Annotated in this window: 14 protein-coding genes; 6 read left to right on the top strand and 8 right to left on the bottom strand. The window is 42.5% G+C overall.

Features of this window, described 5'->3' with window-relative positions:
* Window positions 1-2: 2 nt before the first annotated feature.
* The 3 genes from rsmG to FTV14_RS03965 form a co-directional block, all read right to left on the bottom strand.
* Window positions 3-635: a 16S rRNA (guanine(527)-N(7))-methyltransferase RsmG gene (gene rsmG, locus FTV14_RS03975; RefSeq protein ID WP_166139427.1), complete on the bottom strand. Its 633-nt coding sequence runs from the start codon at window positions 633-635 to the stop codon at window positions 3-5.
* A gap of 85 nt (window positions 636-720) precedes the next feature.
* On the bottom strand, window positions 721-1410 hold the full coding sequence (gene murU / locus FTV14_RS03970; protein WP_159124003.1) for an N-acetylmuramate alpha-1-phosphate uridylyltransferase MurU: 690 nt from the start codon (window positions 1408-1410) through the stop codon (window positions 721-723).
* Window positions 1411-2424 carry an aminoglycoside phosphotransferase family protein gene (locus tag FTV14_RS03965; RefSeq protein WP_159124004.1) on the bottom strand — a complete coding sequence of 338 codons (1014 nt, stop codon included), beginning with the start codon at window positions 2422-2424 and terminating at the stop codon, window positions 1411-1413.
* A 121-nt stretch (window positions 2425-2545) separates the two neighbouring features.
* Here FTV14_RS03965 and lptC point away from each other — a divergent pair, with 121 nt between their 5' ends.
* Together lptC and FTV14_RS03955 are read left to right on the top strand one after the other, a co-directional pair.
* The gene (gene lptC / locus FTV14_RS03960; RefSeq protein WP_180053390.1) at window positions 2546-5017 is read left to right on the top strand and encodes an LPS export ABC transporter periplasmic protein LptC; all 2472 of its coding nucleotides are present in this window, start codon (window positions 2546-2548) and stop codon (window positions 5015-5017) included.
* Entirely contained in the window at window positions 5017-6324 is a 1308-nt protein-coding gene (locus tag FTV14_RS03955) for a peptidylprolyl isomerase (protein ID WP_166139422.1), read from the top strand. Before lptC ends, FTV14_RS03955 begins: the two co-directional genes overlap by 1 nt.
* A 103-nt stretch (window positions 6325-6427) precedes the next feature.
* Here FTV14_RS03955 and hfq read toward each other — a convergent pair whose 3' ends face one another.
* From hfq to tsaE, 4 genes are all read right to left on the bottom strand, one after another.
* On the bottom strand, window positions 6428-6955 hold the full coding sequence (gene hfq / locus FTV14_RS03950) for an RNA chaperone Hfq (protein WP_166139420.1): 528 nt from the start codon (window positions 6953-6955) through the stop codon (window positions 6428-6430).
* A 91-nt stretch (window positions 6956-7046) separates the two neighbouring features.
* Window positions 7047-7991 carry a tRNA (adenosine(37)-N6)-dimethylallyltransferase MiaA gene (gene miaA / locus FTV14_RS03945; RefSeq protein ID WP_180053389.1) on the bottom strand — a complete coding sequence of 315 codons (945 nt, stop codon included), beginning with the start codon at window positions 7989-7991 and terminating at the stop codon, window positions 7047-7049.
* A 6-nt stretch (window positions 7992-7997) separates the two neighbouring features.
* Window positions 7998-9968 carry a DNA mismatch repair endonuclease MutL gene (gene mutL / locus FTV14_RS03940; RefSeq protein WP_180053388.1) on the bottom strand — a complete coding sequence of 657 codons (1971 nt, stop codon included), beginning with the start codon at window positions 9966-9968 and terminating at the stop codon, window positions 7998-8000.
* Window positions 9961-10437 (bottom strand): tRNA (adenosine(37)-N6)-threonylcarbamoyltransferase complex ATPase subunit type 1 TsaE, encoded by a 477-nt coding sequence (tsaE, locus tag FTV14_RS03935; RefSeq protein WP_180053387.1) that lies wholly within the window; start codon window positions 10435-10437, stop codon window positions 9961-9963. Before tsaE ends, mutL begins: the two co-directional genes overlap by 8 nt.
* A 129-nt stretch (window positions 10438-10566) precedes the next feature.
* Between tsaE and FTV14_RS03930 the strand changes: the two genes are divergently transcribed.
* The 3 genes from FTV14_RS03930 (at window position 10567) to FTV14_RS03920 (ending at window position 12479) form a co-directional block, all read left to right on the top strand.
* Entirely contained in the window at window positions 10567-11475 is a 909-nt protein-coding gene (locus FTV14_RS03930; RefSeq protein WP_180053430.1) for an RluA family pseudouridine synthase, read from the top strand.
* Window positions 11476-11588: 113 nt separating this feature from the next.
* Window positions 11589-11936 (top strand): type II toxin-antitoxin system RelB/DinJ family antitoxin, encoded by a 348-nt coding sequence (locus FTV14_RS03925; protein WP_180053386.1) that lies wholly within the window; start codon window positions 11589-11591, stop codon window positions 11934-11936.
* 99 nt (window positions 11937-12035) lie between these two features.
* Window positions 12036-12479 (top strand): GNAT family N-acetyltransferase, encoded by a 444-nt coding sequence (locus tag FTV14_RS03920; protein WP_004784033.1) that lies wholly within the window; start codon window positions 12036-12038, stop codon window positions 12477-12479.
* Window positions 12480-12489: 10 nt separating this feature from the next.
* Here FTV14_RS03920 and FTV14_RS03915 read toward each other — a convergent pair whose 3' ends face one another.
* Entirely contained in the window at window positions 12490-13197 is a 708-nt protein-coding gene (locus FTV14_RS03915; RefSeq protein WP_166139411.1) for a pseudouridine synthase, read from the bottom strand.
* A gap of 136 nt (window positions 13198-13333) precedes the next feature.
* Here FTV14_RS03915 and FTV14_RS03910 point away from each other — a divergent pair, with 136 nt between their 5' ends.
* Entirely contained in the window at window positions 13334-13786 is a 453-nt protein-coding gene (locus tag FTV14_RS03910) for a DUF441 domain-containing protein (protein WP_179992424.1), read from the top strand.
* Window positions 13787-13970: the final 184 nt, after the last annotated feature.

Genomic DNA, 13970 nt, shown 5'->3' with positions numbered 1-13970 from the left:
TTTTAAATACGTTTTAATAGAAGTAAATGACGTTGTTCGTCCAAGCGCGGAACCTTCAGTTCAATAATCTGACAGCTAAATTCATCTTTTAATGCTGCCACTTCCTCTTCAGGAATCAAACCTTTCATGGAAGCAATAATACTCTGCTCATGCATATACGGTTTAGACGCATTCACAAAATCTGTCAATGAAGCAAATGCACGACTGGTAATCACATCAAACTGACCCAGCTCATTGATACTGTCTTCATTTTCCACACGGGTTTGTACTGCAATGACATTTTTTAATTTTAGGTCTGCAATAAACTGCTTGAGGAAACGAATTTTTTTACCGTTTGAATCCAGTAGTACGCAATCACGCTCAGGCTGACATAAAGCAATGATCATGCCCGGCATACCCCCACCAGTTCCGATATCGAGCAAACGACCTGCAGGCAAATCCTTCAAAATACTCAGACTGTCAAGCAGATGCTTGACCAGCATTTCTTTAGGATCACGGATTGCAGTCAAATTGTATGCTTTATTCCACAGTACCAAAGCGTCTTGGTACTTGAGTAATAAATTTAAAGCTTCATCCGACAGCTCTAAACCTAAAGCCTGGCTACCCTGCTTTAGTTCTTGAAAAAACGTGTGCATAAACAATCAACGCTCGAAAAAGTTAAGTGGAAGTATACCGTTTTCTCTATATTGGCACAGTAGGGAGTGCTTAGTGAATATTCACTTAAGCAGACTTCCCTTCACGGATCATTAAATCCAGTGCATTCAAACGCTCAGGCGTTCCTACATCTACCCAAATGCCTGTCAATTTAGAGGCAGCAATCTTATTTTCCAGCATTGCTGCTTTTAATAATGGTGCCAAAGGACGCTTTCCAGCCTCTAAGCCTGCAAACATTTTCGGATGAATCACTGATACACCGCTAAAAGTCAGATTTTCACCACTGATCTGCTGATCAAAGGTATAAGCCTTGCCGTCAGCAAGTGTGAAATCACCGTTTGGATGCTGTTCCGGGTTTTGTACCAATACCAGATGTGCCAGATTTTCACCCAGCTCAACATTCAATAAAGGTGCAAAGTCCATAGTCGTCCAGACATCGCCATTGACCAAAATGAAAGGCTCATCACCAAGCAGTGGTAAAGCATTAATAATGCCACCGGCTGTTTCCAGACCTTCACCTTCATGTGACCATAAAATCTTGACACCAAACTGTGAACCATCACCCAACGCCTGAGCCAGTTTTTCACCTAACCAAGCCGTATTAATGACAACTTCATTCACGCCCATCGCAGCCAGTTTTTCAATATGCCAGACAATTAGCGGCTTACCACCCACTTCTAGTAAAGGTTTTGGCGTATGCAAAGTTAAAGGACGCATGCGGTTGCCCAAGCCAGCCGCGAGAATCATCGCTTTCATTTAGGCCGCTACCTCGTATGAACCATATTTTGCTTCAAAAGCTGGCATCACTTTTTCATGAATGAACTGCATAAATGGCTGTAATTCAGGATAGTCTTTGGTTTCTTCCAGCAGATACCACATCACACGTGGCAGGTCTTTTAGATAGCCAGATTTACCATCTCGCTCAAACAAGCGGACAAAAATACCTAAAATCTTGATATGGCGCTGAATGGCCATCATATCCGCATCTTTTTTGAACTGTTCGAAATCACGGTCCTGTTTTGCCGCAGCTGGTAACAGGTCATAGAACACTTTAAACCAGCGATACACCCGATCTGCATTCCACTGCACATAGGCATCACGGGTAATCGAAATCAGGTCATAGGTATCAGCACCGATTACTGCATCCTGAAAATCAATCACACCCAGTTCGGTTTCATTTTCGATTTTCATCAGGTTACGGCTATGGAAATCACGATGCACAATGACTTGTGGTTGTGCCAAAGCAGCATTCGCCAGTATCGCAAATGTGCGCTTGATCAGAGCGGACTCTGATTCTGTTGGCTGAATTTTTAGAGCAGGCAGCATCCAGTCAGTCAGCAGCTCCATTTCAGAAATAAGCTTCTCATAAGAATAAGCAGGAAACTGACCTTCTCCAGGAATGGACTGCAGCTGAATCAGCTGTTTAAAACTTTGCTCATAATAGGCATCAACCGTCTGATCATTTAGCAGATTTGATAACAGCACATCACCAAAATCTTCGAGCAGCAAAAAGCCATTTTCCAGGTCTTTGGCCACAATGTGTGGAACACGTACGCCATGGGCATCAAAAAATTCATCAATCGTCACAAAAGGCACACAATCTTCTTTTTCTGGTGGTGCATCCATGAGCATAAATGTTTTATTATTCAGTTTGATTCGTGCATAACGACGAAAACTTGCATCGCCTGCTAAAAAATGTGTTTCAAATTGATCTGAACCGAGTACAGAAGCAATCCAAGATTGTATCAATTGTTCGCGTTGAGTATTCATTTGCAATAAATTCTAGTACAGGCTGAGTTTTTAAAGTGCTAAGTGTAGCTACTTATCAACTTTTTCTCTATGATGCGACAATAATTAATTGCGATAAAAGCATGATTGGTTAATGAGACAAATGAAGCATCACTTTAAAATAAACCCTCTAGCGACTGCGATCTTAACCCTTTTATGTAGTAGCTCGGTCTCAAGCTATGCTGCATCAAATGACTCATCCAATGTAAATGCGGAACAACTCAAACAGCGCATTAATGAGACCTATCCCGGTGAAGCATTCTTCTCACAATATTATGTGGATAAATCTTCACCAGAAGCACAGCAGCGTCAAGGTAAATATCTCAGTTCAGCCTATTGTGAAGGTGCCTGGGTCACTCCTATTGCACCTGATGCACCGACGATTGACCCTGAACAGGCAACTTCAACCATTACTGCAGACTATGGTCATTATAATCCGGCCGGTGATTCCTACTTAGAAGGCAATGTGGTCATTGATCAGGAAGGTCGCCAGATCCGTGCGGAACGCGTGACGATTGATCAGACTCAAACTTATGCTAAGGCAGAAGGTCAAGTCCAATTGGCTCAAGGTGGCTTGATTTCGCAAAGCGATGATATCAATTACAACCTGAAAACCCAGCAAGGTGACTTAAACAACAGTTTCTTCATTGCGGAAGAACAACATGCGCATGGCCGTGCTGAAAAGATTGCCAAAACCTCAGACGATACGCTTGAACTGGAAAATGCCACCTATTCTACCTGTCCGCCTGAACAGAAACCGACCTGGAAAATTCAGGCAGATCAAATCAAGCTGAATCAGGAAACCGGTCGCGGTGAAACCCGTAATACCAAGCTCTATGTGAAAGATGTTCCGGTACTCGCTGTTCCTTATTTTAACTTCCCAATCGATGATCGCCGTACCACTGGGATTCTGACGCCAACTTTCGGATTTACCAATGATGGCGGCCTGGAATTAGGTGTGCCGGTTTATCTCAATTTGGCACCACAATATGATGCGACCATTACGCCACGTTATATTAGTGACCGTGGTGCGATGCTGGATGGCGAGTTTCGTTATCTAACAGAAAACTATGGTGAAGGCCGGATTTGGGGTGGCTACCTGCCATCTGATGAAAGTTATAGCAATAAAGACCGTAAAGACCTGCACTTCCTGCATAACTGGCAAATCAACGATCAGTTCTTAACAAATCTTGAATATAATTACGCATCAGACAAGGACTTTTTTGCCGATCTGGATAATAACCCAGATTCAAAAACAGACCTGAACTTGCGCCGTGCTTGGGAAGTTAATTATAAAAATGGTATCCCCGGCTTAAAAGCTCAATTTAAAGTTGAAGATTTCCAGACGCTTGATCCTGCCGTTCTGGATGAAGACCGCCCTTATGCGCGTTTGCCGCAGCTTTTGGTGAATTATAAGACCGGTAACCCACTGGGTTTACAATACGAATTTAATAACGATACAGCTTATTTCCAGAAAGACATCAGAAATACCGAAAATATTGATACCGGTGATGAAGCCATCTATCAACCAAGTGGTACACGCATCTATAATGATTTCTCGGTACGCTATAATCACTTTACCCCTTGGTCATTCTTCATTCCTCAGGCAACATTACGCAATATCAATACTTTCTATGATCAAGATACTATTGATCGTATTAATAATAATCAAACCAGCTCATCAAGTGAAAATCATTCTATCGTAGTGCCACAATTTACGCTGGACACCGGTTTAATTTTTGAAAAAGATGGTCGCTATTTACAGACCTTGACGCCTCGCCTGTTTTACGCTTATTCACCGTATGAAAATCAGCGCAATCAGCCAAACTTTGACTCTGTCGTAGCCTCAATTAATTATGACCAATTATTTAGTGCACGCCGCTTCTATGGTAATGACCGCTTAGAAGACAATAACTTCGCTTCTTTAGGTCTTAGTTACAGTTTATTTAATGAAGAAGGTTTAGAGCGATTACGCGCCAGTGTGGGACAAAGTTTCTTCTTTGAAGATCGCCGTGTCACATTAGATCGTGAAGCAGATAAATTTGACCGTGAAAGCCATACTGGTCCAGTTATTCAGCTTAGAAGTCAGTTAAACAAAAACGTGCATGTCAACCTAAATTCTAGCTGGATGTCGAATGGCTCCAATGCCCAGCGTGATGTACAGGTTTATTATACGGGCGATCAGGGCAATCTATATAACGTAGGCTATTTCTATCGTAAAGATATTCCAAACCGCCAGGAAAGTTATGATCAGGTGGTTGGCTCATTTATCCAGCCAATTGCCAATAACTGGCGTCTGGTCGGCCATGCGCAATTTGACCTGGATAATAGTGTCGCACGTGAATATTTACTTGGCGTAAACTATGAGTCATGCTGTTGGGGAGTATCTGTCTATGGCCGCTCATACTACAATGACTTAGACGATATCAATGACCCAGATGTGAAAGCGAAACGTGCAGTAATGGCTGAAGTAACGCTTAAAGGTCTTGGCGGGTTAAGCAACAAGCTAACCTCATTACTAGAAAATCGTATTCTAGGTTTTAACAATATCAATCAAACTTGGACAGAACGTTAATGAAGACAAAACAGTTAAAACAAATTTTTAAAGCGACCGCACTTGCGCTATGTCTTTCTTCAGCGATGACGACTTTTGCTGTTGCCCAACCTAAAGATGAAGTTGTAGCTGTTGTCGACAATAGCGCTATTCTGCGTAGTGATCTGGCACAAAGCGTTGCTGAAATTTCTCACCAGTTACAAAAGCAAAACAAGCCTGTTCCACCGCAACCTTATCTTGAACAACAAGCACTTGAACAGCTAATTGTACGTCAGGCTCAACTGGAACAGGTCAAACGCTACAATATCCGTCCAGATGAAAAATCTTTAAATGAAGCAGTGCTTAAAGTAGCACGTGAGTCAGGCTCTCCTAGCTTGGAAGCTTTCCAGCAAAAACTAGATGCTATCGCGCCGAATACGTATGCCTCTTTACGTAACCGTATTGCTGAAGATCTGGCACTTAGCCGTTTACGCCAGCAAGCAGTAAATTCACGTATCCAGATCAGTGATCAGGATGTGAAAAACTTCCTGAATACACCGCAAGGTCAAGCTCTGTTAGGCAGCCAGGTACATGTTCTGCATTTACGTATAACCGGAGAAAATGCTCAACAGATTGCTGCGCAAGTAAGAAATGATTTAAGCAGCAGCAATGATATTCAGGCGATCAGCAAAAAATATTCAACTGGCGATATTAAAGTAGATGCGTCTGATATGGGCGTGCGAAATTTATCAGAAATCCCAGGCGAACTCGCTGCACGTGTTTCTACTTTGCAAGCGGGTCAAACATCTGAACTGATTCCTGCGGCAGATGGCGTGCATGTCCTGAAACTTTTAGAGCGTAAAGGTGGTGAGCAGAAAGCATTGGTTCCTCAGTACCAGACCCGTCATATTCTGATTCAAACATCAGAAGTGGTTAGCCCAGAAAATGCTAAACAGATGATTGATAGCTTATATACGCGTCTTAAGCAAGGTGAAGATTTTGCAGTATTGGCGTCTACTTTCTCTAATGACACAGGTTCAGCACGTGATGGCGGAAGTTTAGGCTGGGTCAGCCCAGGTGTCATGGTACCTGAATTTGAACAGCGTATGAAAAGTACGCCAGTGGGTCAGATTAGTGAACCGTTCCAGTCACAATTTGGCTGGCATATCCTGCAAGTGACCGATACACGTCAGCAAGATATGACTCAGGAATATCAGGAACGTATGGCACGCCAGATCCTGGGTGAACGCCAGTTTGATGCTGAGCTAGATAGCTGGTTACGTGAAACCCGTAGCAATGCCTATGTAGAAATCAAAGATCCTCAGCTAGATCCTAAACGCGCTCGTTAATTTAAGAAAAGAAAGCCAGTATAATGCTGGCTTTTTTTAATGGCTCAATTTTTTAAGCAATAAAAAAGCCTCTTATTAAGAGGCTTTTTTATTTCGGATCCGATTAACGATTGTTTTCGTCGTCAGAAGAATCTTCAAATTTTGAATCGTTGTCAAAACCAGCGCCTTGACCACCAAAACCAGCACCTTGACCACCAAAGCCAGCACCTTGACCACCGAAGCCACCTTGACTACCGAAGCCACCTTGACTACCGAAGCCGCCTTGACCGCCGAAGCCAGCGCCTTGACCGCCGAAGCCAGCGCCTTGACCGCCGAAGCCACCTTGACCGCCGAAGCCACCAGCAGCGCCTTGACCGCCGAAGCCACCTGCGCCGCCTTGACCACCGAAGCCGGCACCTTGTGGACCAGCAGGAGCACCAGCTGGACGAGGGTTACGTGCAGGTACAACTGTAGAAATCGCGTGTTTGTAAACCATTTGGCTTACTGTATTTTTTAATAATACAACGTATTGGTCAAAAGACTCGATGTGACCTTGTAATTTGATACCGTTTACCAGGAAGATAGAAACTGGAATACGTTCCTTACGGAGAGAATTCAAGAATGGATCTTGTAAAGTTTGACCTTTAGACATGTTATAACTCCAAAAATTTAAAAATCAGCGCAAAAAACTATCTCTATTTTTCAATTAAAAATTATAAAAAAGATAGTACTCAAATTTTGCTTTATCCGTGACAGTTTCGCAAGTCTTCTTGGGCCTGCTCGAGCGTAAAATATGTTGTAAATTTATGCTTTTCTTGCAAAGATCTCAACCAGGTATATTGACGTTTGGCAAGTTGTCGTGTCGCAAATAAAGCCTTATCCTCCATTTCCCGTTGTTTTTCATGACTTAGGTCACCTTTTTTTAAGAATTCTATGGCTTGGCGGTAACCTACTGAACGCATTGAGGGTAAATTTTCGTCAAAATCGTATTTTCCCATTAATCCTTTAACTTCATTTAAAAATCCGTTTTTCCACATAATTTCAAGACGTTTTTCAATACGTTTGTGCAATTCTAACCGATCGGGCATTAAGGCATAATTATGAAAACTGTAACGATATGGTAAATTTTTTGGTTGTTCTGCTTGTAGTTTTGTAATCGGCTTACCTGTTAGCTTAAAAACCTCTAATGCACGGATAATTCTCTGTTTATCACTGACTTTAAATTTCTGGCCTGCTAAAGGATCTACCTGACATAATTCAGCATACACCGCTTCCCACCCTTCACGAGCGGCTTTCTCTTCAATCTGGGCACGCACCGCATAATCTGCACTTGGTAAATTGTCAGACAAGCCTTCAAGTAAGGCCTTAAAATACAGCATGGTGCCACCCACCAAAATTGGTGTTTTACCACGCGCATGAATATCATCAATCAGACGGCAAGCATCTTCGACAAAATTTGCTGCAGAATAGACTTCAAGCGGGCTAATAATATCGATCAGATGATGTGGATAGCGCTCTAATTCCTCTTTAGAAGGTTTCGCTGTACCAATGTCCATTTCCCGATAAACTAGCGCAGAATCGACAGAAATCAGCTCAAAATGACCTTGCTCGTATAGTTCACATGCCAAAGCAGTTTTACCGCTTGCAGTTGGTCCCATTAAATTGATGACCGGCAGTTGATTGGACATGTAAGGCTACTCTCCTCGAGCGAAAAGTTTATCAAGTTGAGACAATGGAAATGCTCGCCAGGTTGGACGACCATGATTACATTGGCTCGCAAATTCAGTTTGTTCCATCTGGCGCAGCAAAGCGTTCATTTCTGACAGACTCAACATTCGATGTGCACGTACTGCACCATGACAGGCCATACCTGCAAGAATCTGGTCACGTTTCTGCATTAAACCCTGTCCCTGATCATTAGGATCCAGATCATTCAATAATTCAGGGATCAAGGCATCAAAATCAGCTTTATGCAAAATGGCCGGTACGCCCCGTACAATGACCTGTTCATCACCATACTGGTCAATTTCCAGGCCTAAACGAGCGAGTTGATCTTTGAGCTCGTCAACACGCATGGCTTGCATACGACTAATGCTCACCACTTTAGGAATCAGCAATTGCTGGGATATCCAGAATTCCGGTTTATCCCAAGCCATTTTCATCTGTTGCAGCAGAATACGCTCATGCGCCGCATGCATATCTACGATGATTAGGCCTTCGGTATTTTGCGCCAGAATATAAATACCATGCAGTTGAGCGATCGCAATCCCCAAAGGATGCTCATCTACTTTACTTTGTAAATGTGACTGAAATGTATCCGATGCTGAAGTATTGGTTTCCGGTTCAGTTTCTCTTAAAGGCGCGAGATAACTTTTCAAGGCATTATTCAGCTGCTGTGAACCCGAATATGACTTATTATAATCCTGCACATAATGCACAGTTTGTGGACCTGATGACTCGAAATCCGTTAACACATCAGAAGCTTCTTCTTCATGCTGACGATACGGAGATGTGACTGGAATAACCGGTTGAGTGGCTACGGACTGATGCAGGCTAAACTGCTCTTGATAGCGCGGCTGAGGTGTTATCGCAACAGCTTCAGACTCAGGTTTCATCGCCTCAGCCAGATCAGCGCTCGCAGTCTGGAATTGTGCTAGGGTTTCCTTGGCATAATGTCGTACAAATTCATGTACTTCACGCTGGTTCAGAAAACGAATTTCATGTTTGGTTGGATGCACATTGACATCGATGCTTTCTGGATCGATTTCCAGAAACAGTAAATAAGCGGCATGCTGATGGCCATGCAGGATACCATCATAAGCCATACGCAAAGCGTGCGAAATAGTCTTATCTTTAACGATCCGGCCATTCACATAGACATATTGCAGATCGGCTTGAGCTCGTGCATCCGAAGGATGTCCGAGCCAGCCTGATAAACGCATGTTGATACTGTCTGCATCAATCCAGTAAGCATTTTCAGTGAACTGACGACCGAGTAGCTGTTGTACACGCTGAAAACGCAAAGCACCACTATCTGCGACCGGCAAATTCAGCTTGATGGTTTGGTTATGTTCCAATACAAAGCGAATATCAAAATGCGTTAAAGCCATACGGCGAACAATTTCTTCGATATGTCCAAATTCAGTGCCGGGCTTTTTCAGGAATTTGCGCCGCGCCGGAACATTGAAGAATAAATCCTGCACCCGGATCTGAGTTCCTTTGGATGCTGCGACCGGTTGAATATCCTGATGATCAAAAGCCGTACCGTTCACTTCGACCTGATAGCCAATGCCATCTTCATTCTGGCTACTGGTTAAAGTCAGACGAGACACTGCGGCAATCGAGGCCAGCGCTTCACCACGAAAGCCCAAACTGGTAATCGCATGCAGCTCTTCAGCTGTCTGAATCTTACTGGTCGCGTGACGCATCACGGCTAGTGGCAAATCCTCATAATGAATGCCTCGGCCATTATCAATGATTTCAATCAGCGTACTGCCGCCCTGTTCCACCCGGATGATCAGCTCGGTCGCACCTGCATCAATCGAGTTTTCCAGCAACTCCTTGACCACAGATGCAGGACGTTCAATCACCTCACCTGCGGCAATCTGGTTCGCCAGCGCAGGATCAAGTGCACGGATACGGCGTATGCTTAAATCATCAACCATTTGGGAATTCACGCTCCAAAGCTTGCTGTAATGCCAGATTAGAAGAAATCAGACTTGCAGTACGGGTCAGCTCATCTTCTGATTTTAAAATTTCAATAATTAAATCGGCTTGCGGGATTTCATCACCCCCCTTAGAAGGCCATTCAAATAGAAATAGCGCATTGGGAGTTTCTAAATAATCCCGGATTCCCATCAATTCAAGTTCATAAGGGTCATTGAGACGATATAAATCAAAATGAAAGATATCCTGACCATTCACCTGATACGGCTCCACCAGCGTATAAGTCGGACTTTTTACTGAGCCTTTATGACCGAGTTGTTGTAAGTAATAACGCGTCAGCGTGGTTTTCCCCGCACCCAAGTCACCAATCAGATATATAACGCCCGAAAAAAAATTATTTGCCAGAACTTTGGCCAGATTTTGGGTGTCATCTTCATGTTTTAAAGTGACATTAAATGAATAAGGCATATTACTCACGACATGATGAAAAAGAATAATTATGATAGCATCGCAACGCTTTAAAAGCCTATTCACCTCTGTGAGAAACTGTATTTTTTCACAGCATCCGTTCCAGACCAGAGATAGATCCACGTTGTGATGACTTCGACTGTTGAATTTAGCCCACCCATGCTGAATGGGGTTACGGCAAGTAAAGTATTCCTGCAAGCGACCTCAGATTTACCCAAGACAGTCTATGCCTATCTCTGTGCACAATTTCCACATATTGAGTCAAGCGAATGGCAATCCCGTTTCGATAATGGTCTGGTTTATGATGCTCAGGGTAATACCTTAAGTATCGAAAGTTCTTTTCAAGCGAATACTCATTGTTTTTACTATCGTTTTTTGGCACACGAAGTGCATGTTCCTTTTCAGCATCAGATTCTGTTTGAGAATGAGCATCTGCTGGTCGTAGATAAACCGCATTTTCTGACCATAAGTCCTACTGGACAATATGTACAGGAAACCTTGCTGGTACGCCTAAAACAACAAACTGGAAATGAACATCTTACTCCGATTCATCGCTTAGATCGCGAAACGGCAGGTGTGGTGCTGATTTCAAAATGTGTGCAATCGCGTGGCGTTTATCAGCAAATGTTTGCGACTCGGCAGGTACAGAAAACTTATCATGCGATTGCGGCTTATCGTGATGATTTAAGTTTTCCACTCATCACAAAGCTGAAAATGGAGAAAGGCCAGCCCTTTTATACCATGCAGGTGGTAGAAGGAGAGCCTAATAGCGAAACCGAAATTCAATTGCTGCAACATGATCAGCAATGGGGCAAATATGAGCTAAAACCACATACAGGAAAGCAACATCAGTTAAGGGTACACTTAAGTCATTTGGGGATTCCGATCCAGAATGATCCTTTTTATCCGCAGGTTTGCCATAAGGCGGATGATGATTTTTCTGCACCTTTACAGCTACTGGCCAAACACATTCAGTTTACGGATCCAGTTACCCAAAAGCAGATGCAATTTAGCTCTGAACTTGAATTGACACTGTAAATCTCTTGTCATTACAGATTATTTTCTAAAAACGGCAACTTGAGGATTGAAATCCCGAAGTTATCGATTAGAATAAGGCGAAAAGTTAAGTAATTTAAAGCTTTGAAAATATTATGAGAAAAACTGAAGTTTATCAAATTCGCCTGGATTCCCAAGAAAAGAAACAGGCATTTGCAGTATTTAAACAATTGGGGATTACGCCGGCTCAGGCAGTTCGTCTTTTTTTTAAACAGGTGGTTCTGACCAAATCAATCCCCTTCTCGATTGAAAATCAGAATATTAATCTGGAACAGCTGATCAAGTTACGCAAGCAGAAACAGAATGAACTAAAGTCAGAGCAAAGCTCAAGTCTAAGTACTACAGCGATTCCAGCAGATCATCAGGAAATGAATCTGGATGATGATCATTTTGATTTATTTGAAGAACTGAATGCCATTTTAGGTGAAAGCGACAAAATTTAACATTGTTGCATTTACGAACAATTCTTAAGTTTCTCTCCTTTCAAACTTCGCTATGCTTGATGTTAATGATAAATAATAAAATTAACATGGAGTAAGCCGATGATCGTGCGACGTGCCCAGTCAGAAGATCTACCTAACCTGGCCGTTTTATTTGATGAGTACCGTCAATTTTATGGTACTTCTTCCAATCTGGATTTATCTTACGAATTTTTGAAACAGCGTTTTGAAGATGGTCAAACTGTCATTTTTATCAACACCAAGGATGATATTTTTACCGGATTTATTCTGCTGTATTTAAGATTTTCCTCAGTCGCATGTTCTACCTATTATGTGCTGGACGATGTCTATATTAGCCCGCCTTATCGCCGGCATGGTGCAGCCAAGCAACTGATTGATACTGCTATTTTATTTGCCCGACATGAAAATGCGCTTCGAATCAGCCTGGAAACGCAAAAAACCAATTATCAGTCACATAAACTTTATGAGTCACTTGGATTTATTCAGGACAATGAATTCGTAACATTCCATTGTTTCCTCAAATAAATACTAGACTTTATCCGGTACGGAATTTTGCCTGTGCCACTTGTTCTGCGTCCAGATAGGTCCATTCCCCTATTGCCAGCTCATTCAAGGCCAACGCACCAATCTGGGCACGATGCAGCTGTTCCACTTTATTGCCAACAGCTGCCAGCATACGTTTCACCTGATGATAAACCCCTTGATGAATCGTCATTTGCAGACGATTGTCATCCAGACGAACAATATCTGTAGCAGCAAAGGTGCCTTTTTCATTTCTCAATTCCACACCCTGTTCAAGCTGTTGAATCTGTTCATCTGTCACGGGATCGGCAGTAGTCATCTGATAAACTTTCGCCACATGTTTTTTGGGATGCGTCAATGCTTGTAGAAACTGACCATCATCAGTCAGCAATAACAGTCCAGTTGTATCTTGATCGAGACGACCTACACATTGAATTCCACGGTTTAACAAGGTGTCATCAAACAGATCAAATACACTGAAATGATGGGTAGCCTGATGTGAACACTCATAATCTTGAGGCTTATTGAGCGCAATATATACTTTTTCCCGATAGCGATATTCATGACCATAGACGCTAAAGGTCAGATCTTGCAGATTCAGCTTATGCTTGGGGTTATCGATGAGTTCGCCCTGAATCGAAACAGCACCATTTTTAATCAGTTGCTGACAATGTTTTCGTGAGCCGAAACCTTGTGATTGCAACATTTTTTCCAATAGCATCTGTCTGAACCTGTTTATACGAACGATAGGCGCATTCTATACTGAAAACTAGCCAGATTCATTTCTTGTAGAGCATTCTCCCTTTAAATGGCTAAAAAGCCTATAATCCTGTGACTTTTCATTTTTTTATCTCCTCATGTCCCAACTTGATTTGAATCTGCTTGTTCTTCTAGTTCTACTGGCTTGCGGTATTTTTAGTCATAATACTGCTGTGACTATTGCTGCGGCCGTGTTGATCGTATTAAAAATCACGCCTCTCAATGAACTCTTACCTTATGTACAGCAACATGGCCTAAATATCGGGATCATTATTTTAACCATTGGCGTATTGGCTCCGATTGCTAGCGGGAAAATTCCCGGTGAAAGTATTCTTAAATCTTTCCTAAGCTGGAAATCTTTACTAGCAATTGCAATCGGTCTATTTGTTGCCTGGCTTGGTGGACGTGGGGTGAAACTGATGTCGAGTCAGCCTGATGTCGTTGCAGGTCTATTAATTGGTACAGTCGCAGGTGTCGCGGTACTTCGTGGTGTCCCTGTCGGGCCATTAATTGCAGCCGGGATTTTATCGTTATTGATTGGAACGCAATAAGCCTTTAACCATGATTGTGCAATATTCTTAAAAATTAATATTCTAAAATTATGAACTGCAAAGTATTAAATCACATGATCAGCGACATGGATGTCGCTCGTTGGATTGAGGTACAGGATGTACCTTCAATCCAACAAAAGATTTTTGTTACTTTTGATCTTTCAAAAGTAAAAGCTCACGTTAA

It is taken from the genome of Acinetobacter sp. YH12236, from assembly GCF_013417645.1.
Lineage (GTDB): Bacteria > Pseudomonadota > Gammaproteobacteria > Pseudomonadales > Moraxellaceae > Acinetobacter.
The sequence above is the reverse complement of the archived record's forward strand: the minus strand, read 5'-3'. Positions and strand labels throughout refer to the sequence as shown.

Coding starts and splice junctions, on each gene's coding strand:
- rsmG (WP_166139427.1), bottom strand. CDS start 635: ATGCACACGTTTTTTCAAGAACTAAAGCAGGGTAGCCAGGCTTTAGGT.
- murU (WP_159124003.1), bottom strand. CDS start 1,410: ATGAAAGCGATGATTCTCGCGGCTGGCTTGGGCAACCGCATGCGTCCT.
- FTV14_RS03965 (WP_159124004.1), bottom strand. CDS start 2,424: ATGAATACTCAACGCGAACAATTGATACAATCTTGGATTGCTTCTGTA.
- lptC (WP_180053390.1), top strand. CDS start 2,546: ATGAAGCATCACTTTAAAATAAACCCTCTAGCGACTGCGATCTTAACC.
- FTV14_RS03955 (WP_166139422.1), top strand. CDS start 5,017: ATGAAGACAAAACAGTTAAAACAAATTTTTAAAGCGACCGCACTTGCG.
- hfq (WP_166139420.1), bottom strand. CDS start 6,955: ATGTCTAAAGGTCAAACTTTACAAGATCCATTCTTGAATTCTCTCCGT.
- miaA (WP_180053389.1), bottom strand. CDS start 7,991: ATGTCCAATCAACTGCCGGTCATCAATTTAATGGGACCAACTGCAAGC.
- mutL (WP_180053388.1), bottom strand. CDS start 9,968: ATGGTTGATGATTTAAGCATACGCCGTATCCGTGCACTTGATCCTGCG.
- tsaE (WP_180053387.1), bottom strand. CDS start 10,437: ATGCCTTATTCATTTAATGTCACTTTAAAACATGAAGATGACACCCAA.
- FTV14_RS03930 (WP_180053430.1), top strand. CDS start 10,567: ATGACTTCGACTGTTGAATTTAGCCCACCCATGCTGAATGGGGTTACG.
- FTV14_RS03925 (WP_180053386.1), top strand. CDS start 11,589: ATGAGAAAAACTGAAGTTTATCAAATTCGCCTGGATTCCCAAGAAAAG.
- FTV14_RS03920 (WP_004784033.1), top strand. CDS start 12,036: ATGATCGTGCGACGTGCCCAGTCAGAAGATCTACCTAACCTGGCCGTT.
- FTV14_RS03915 (WP_166139411.1), bottom strand. CDS start 13,197: ATGCTATTGGAAAAAATGTTGCAATCACAAGGTTTCGGCTCACGAAAA.
- FTV14_RS03910 (WP_179992424.1), top strand. CDS start 13,334: ATGTCCCAACTTGATTTGAATCTGCTTGTTCTTCTAGTTCTACTGGCT.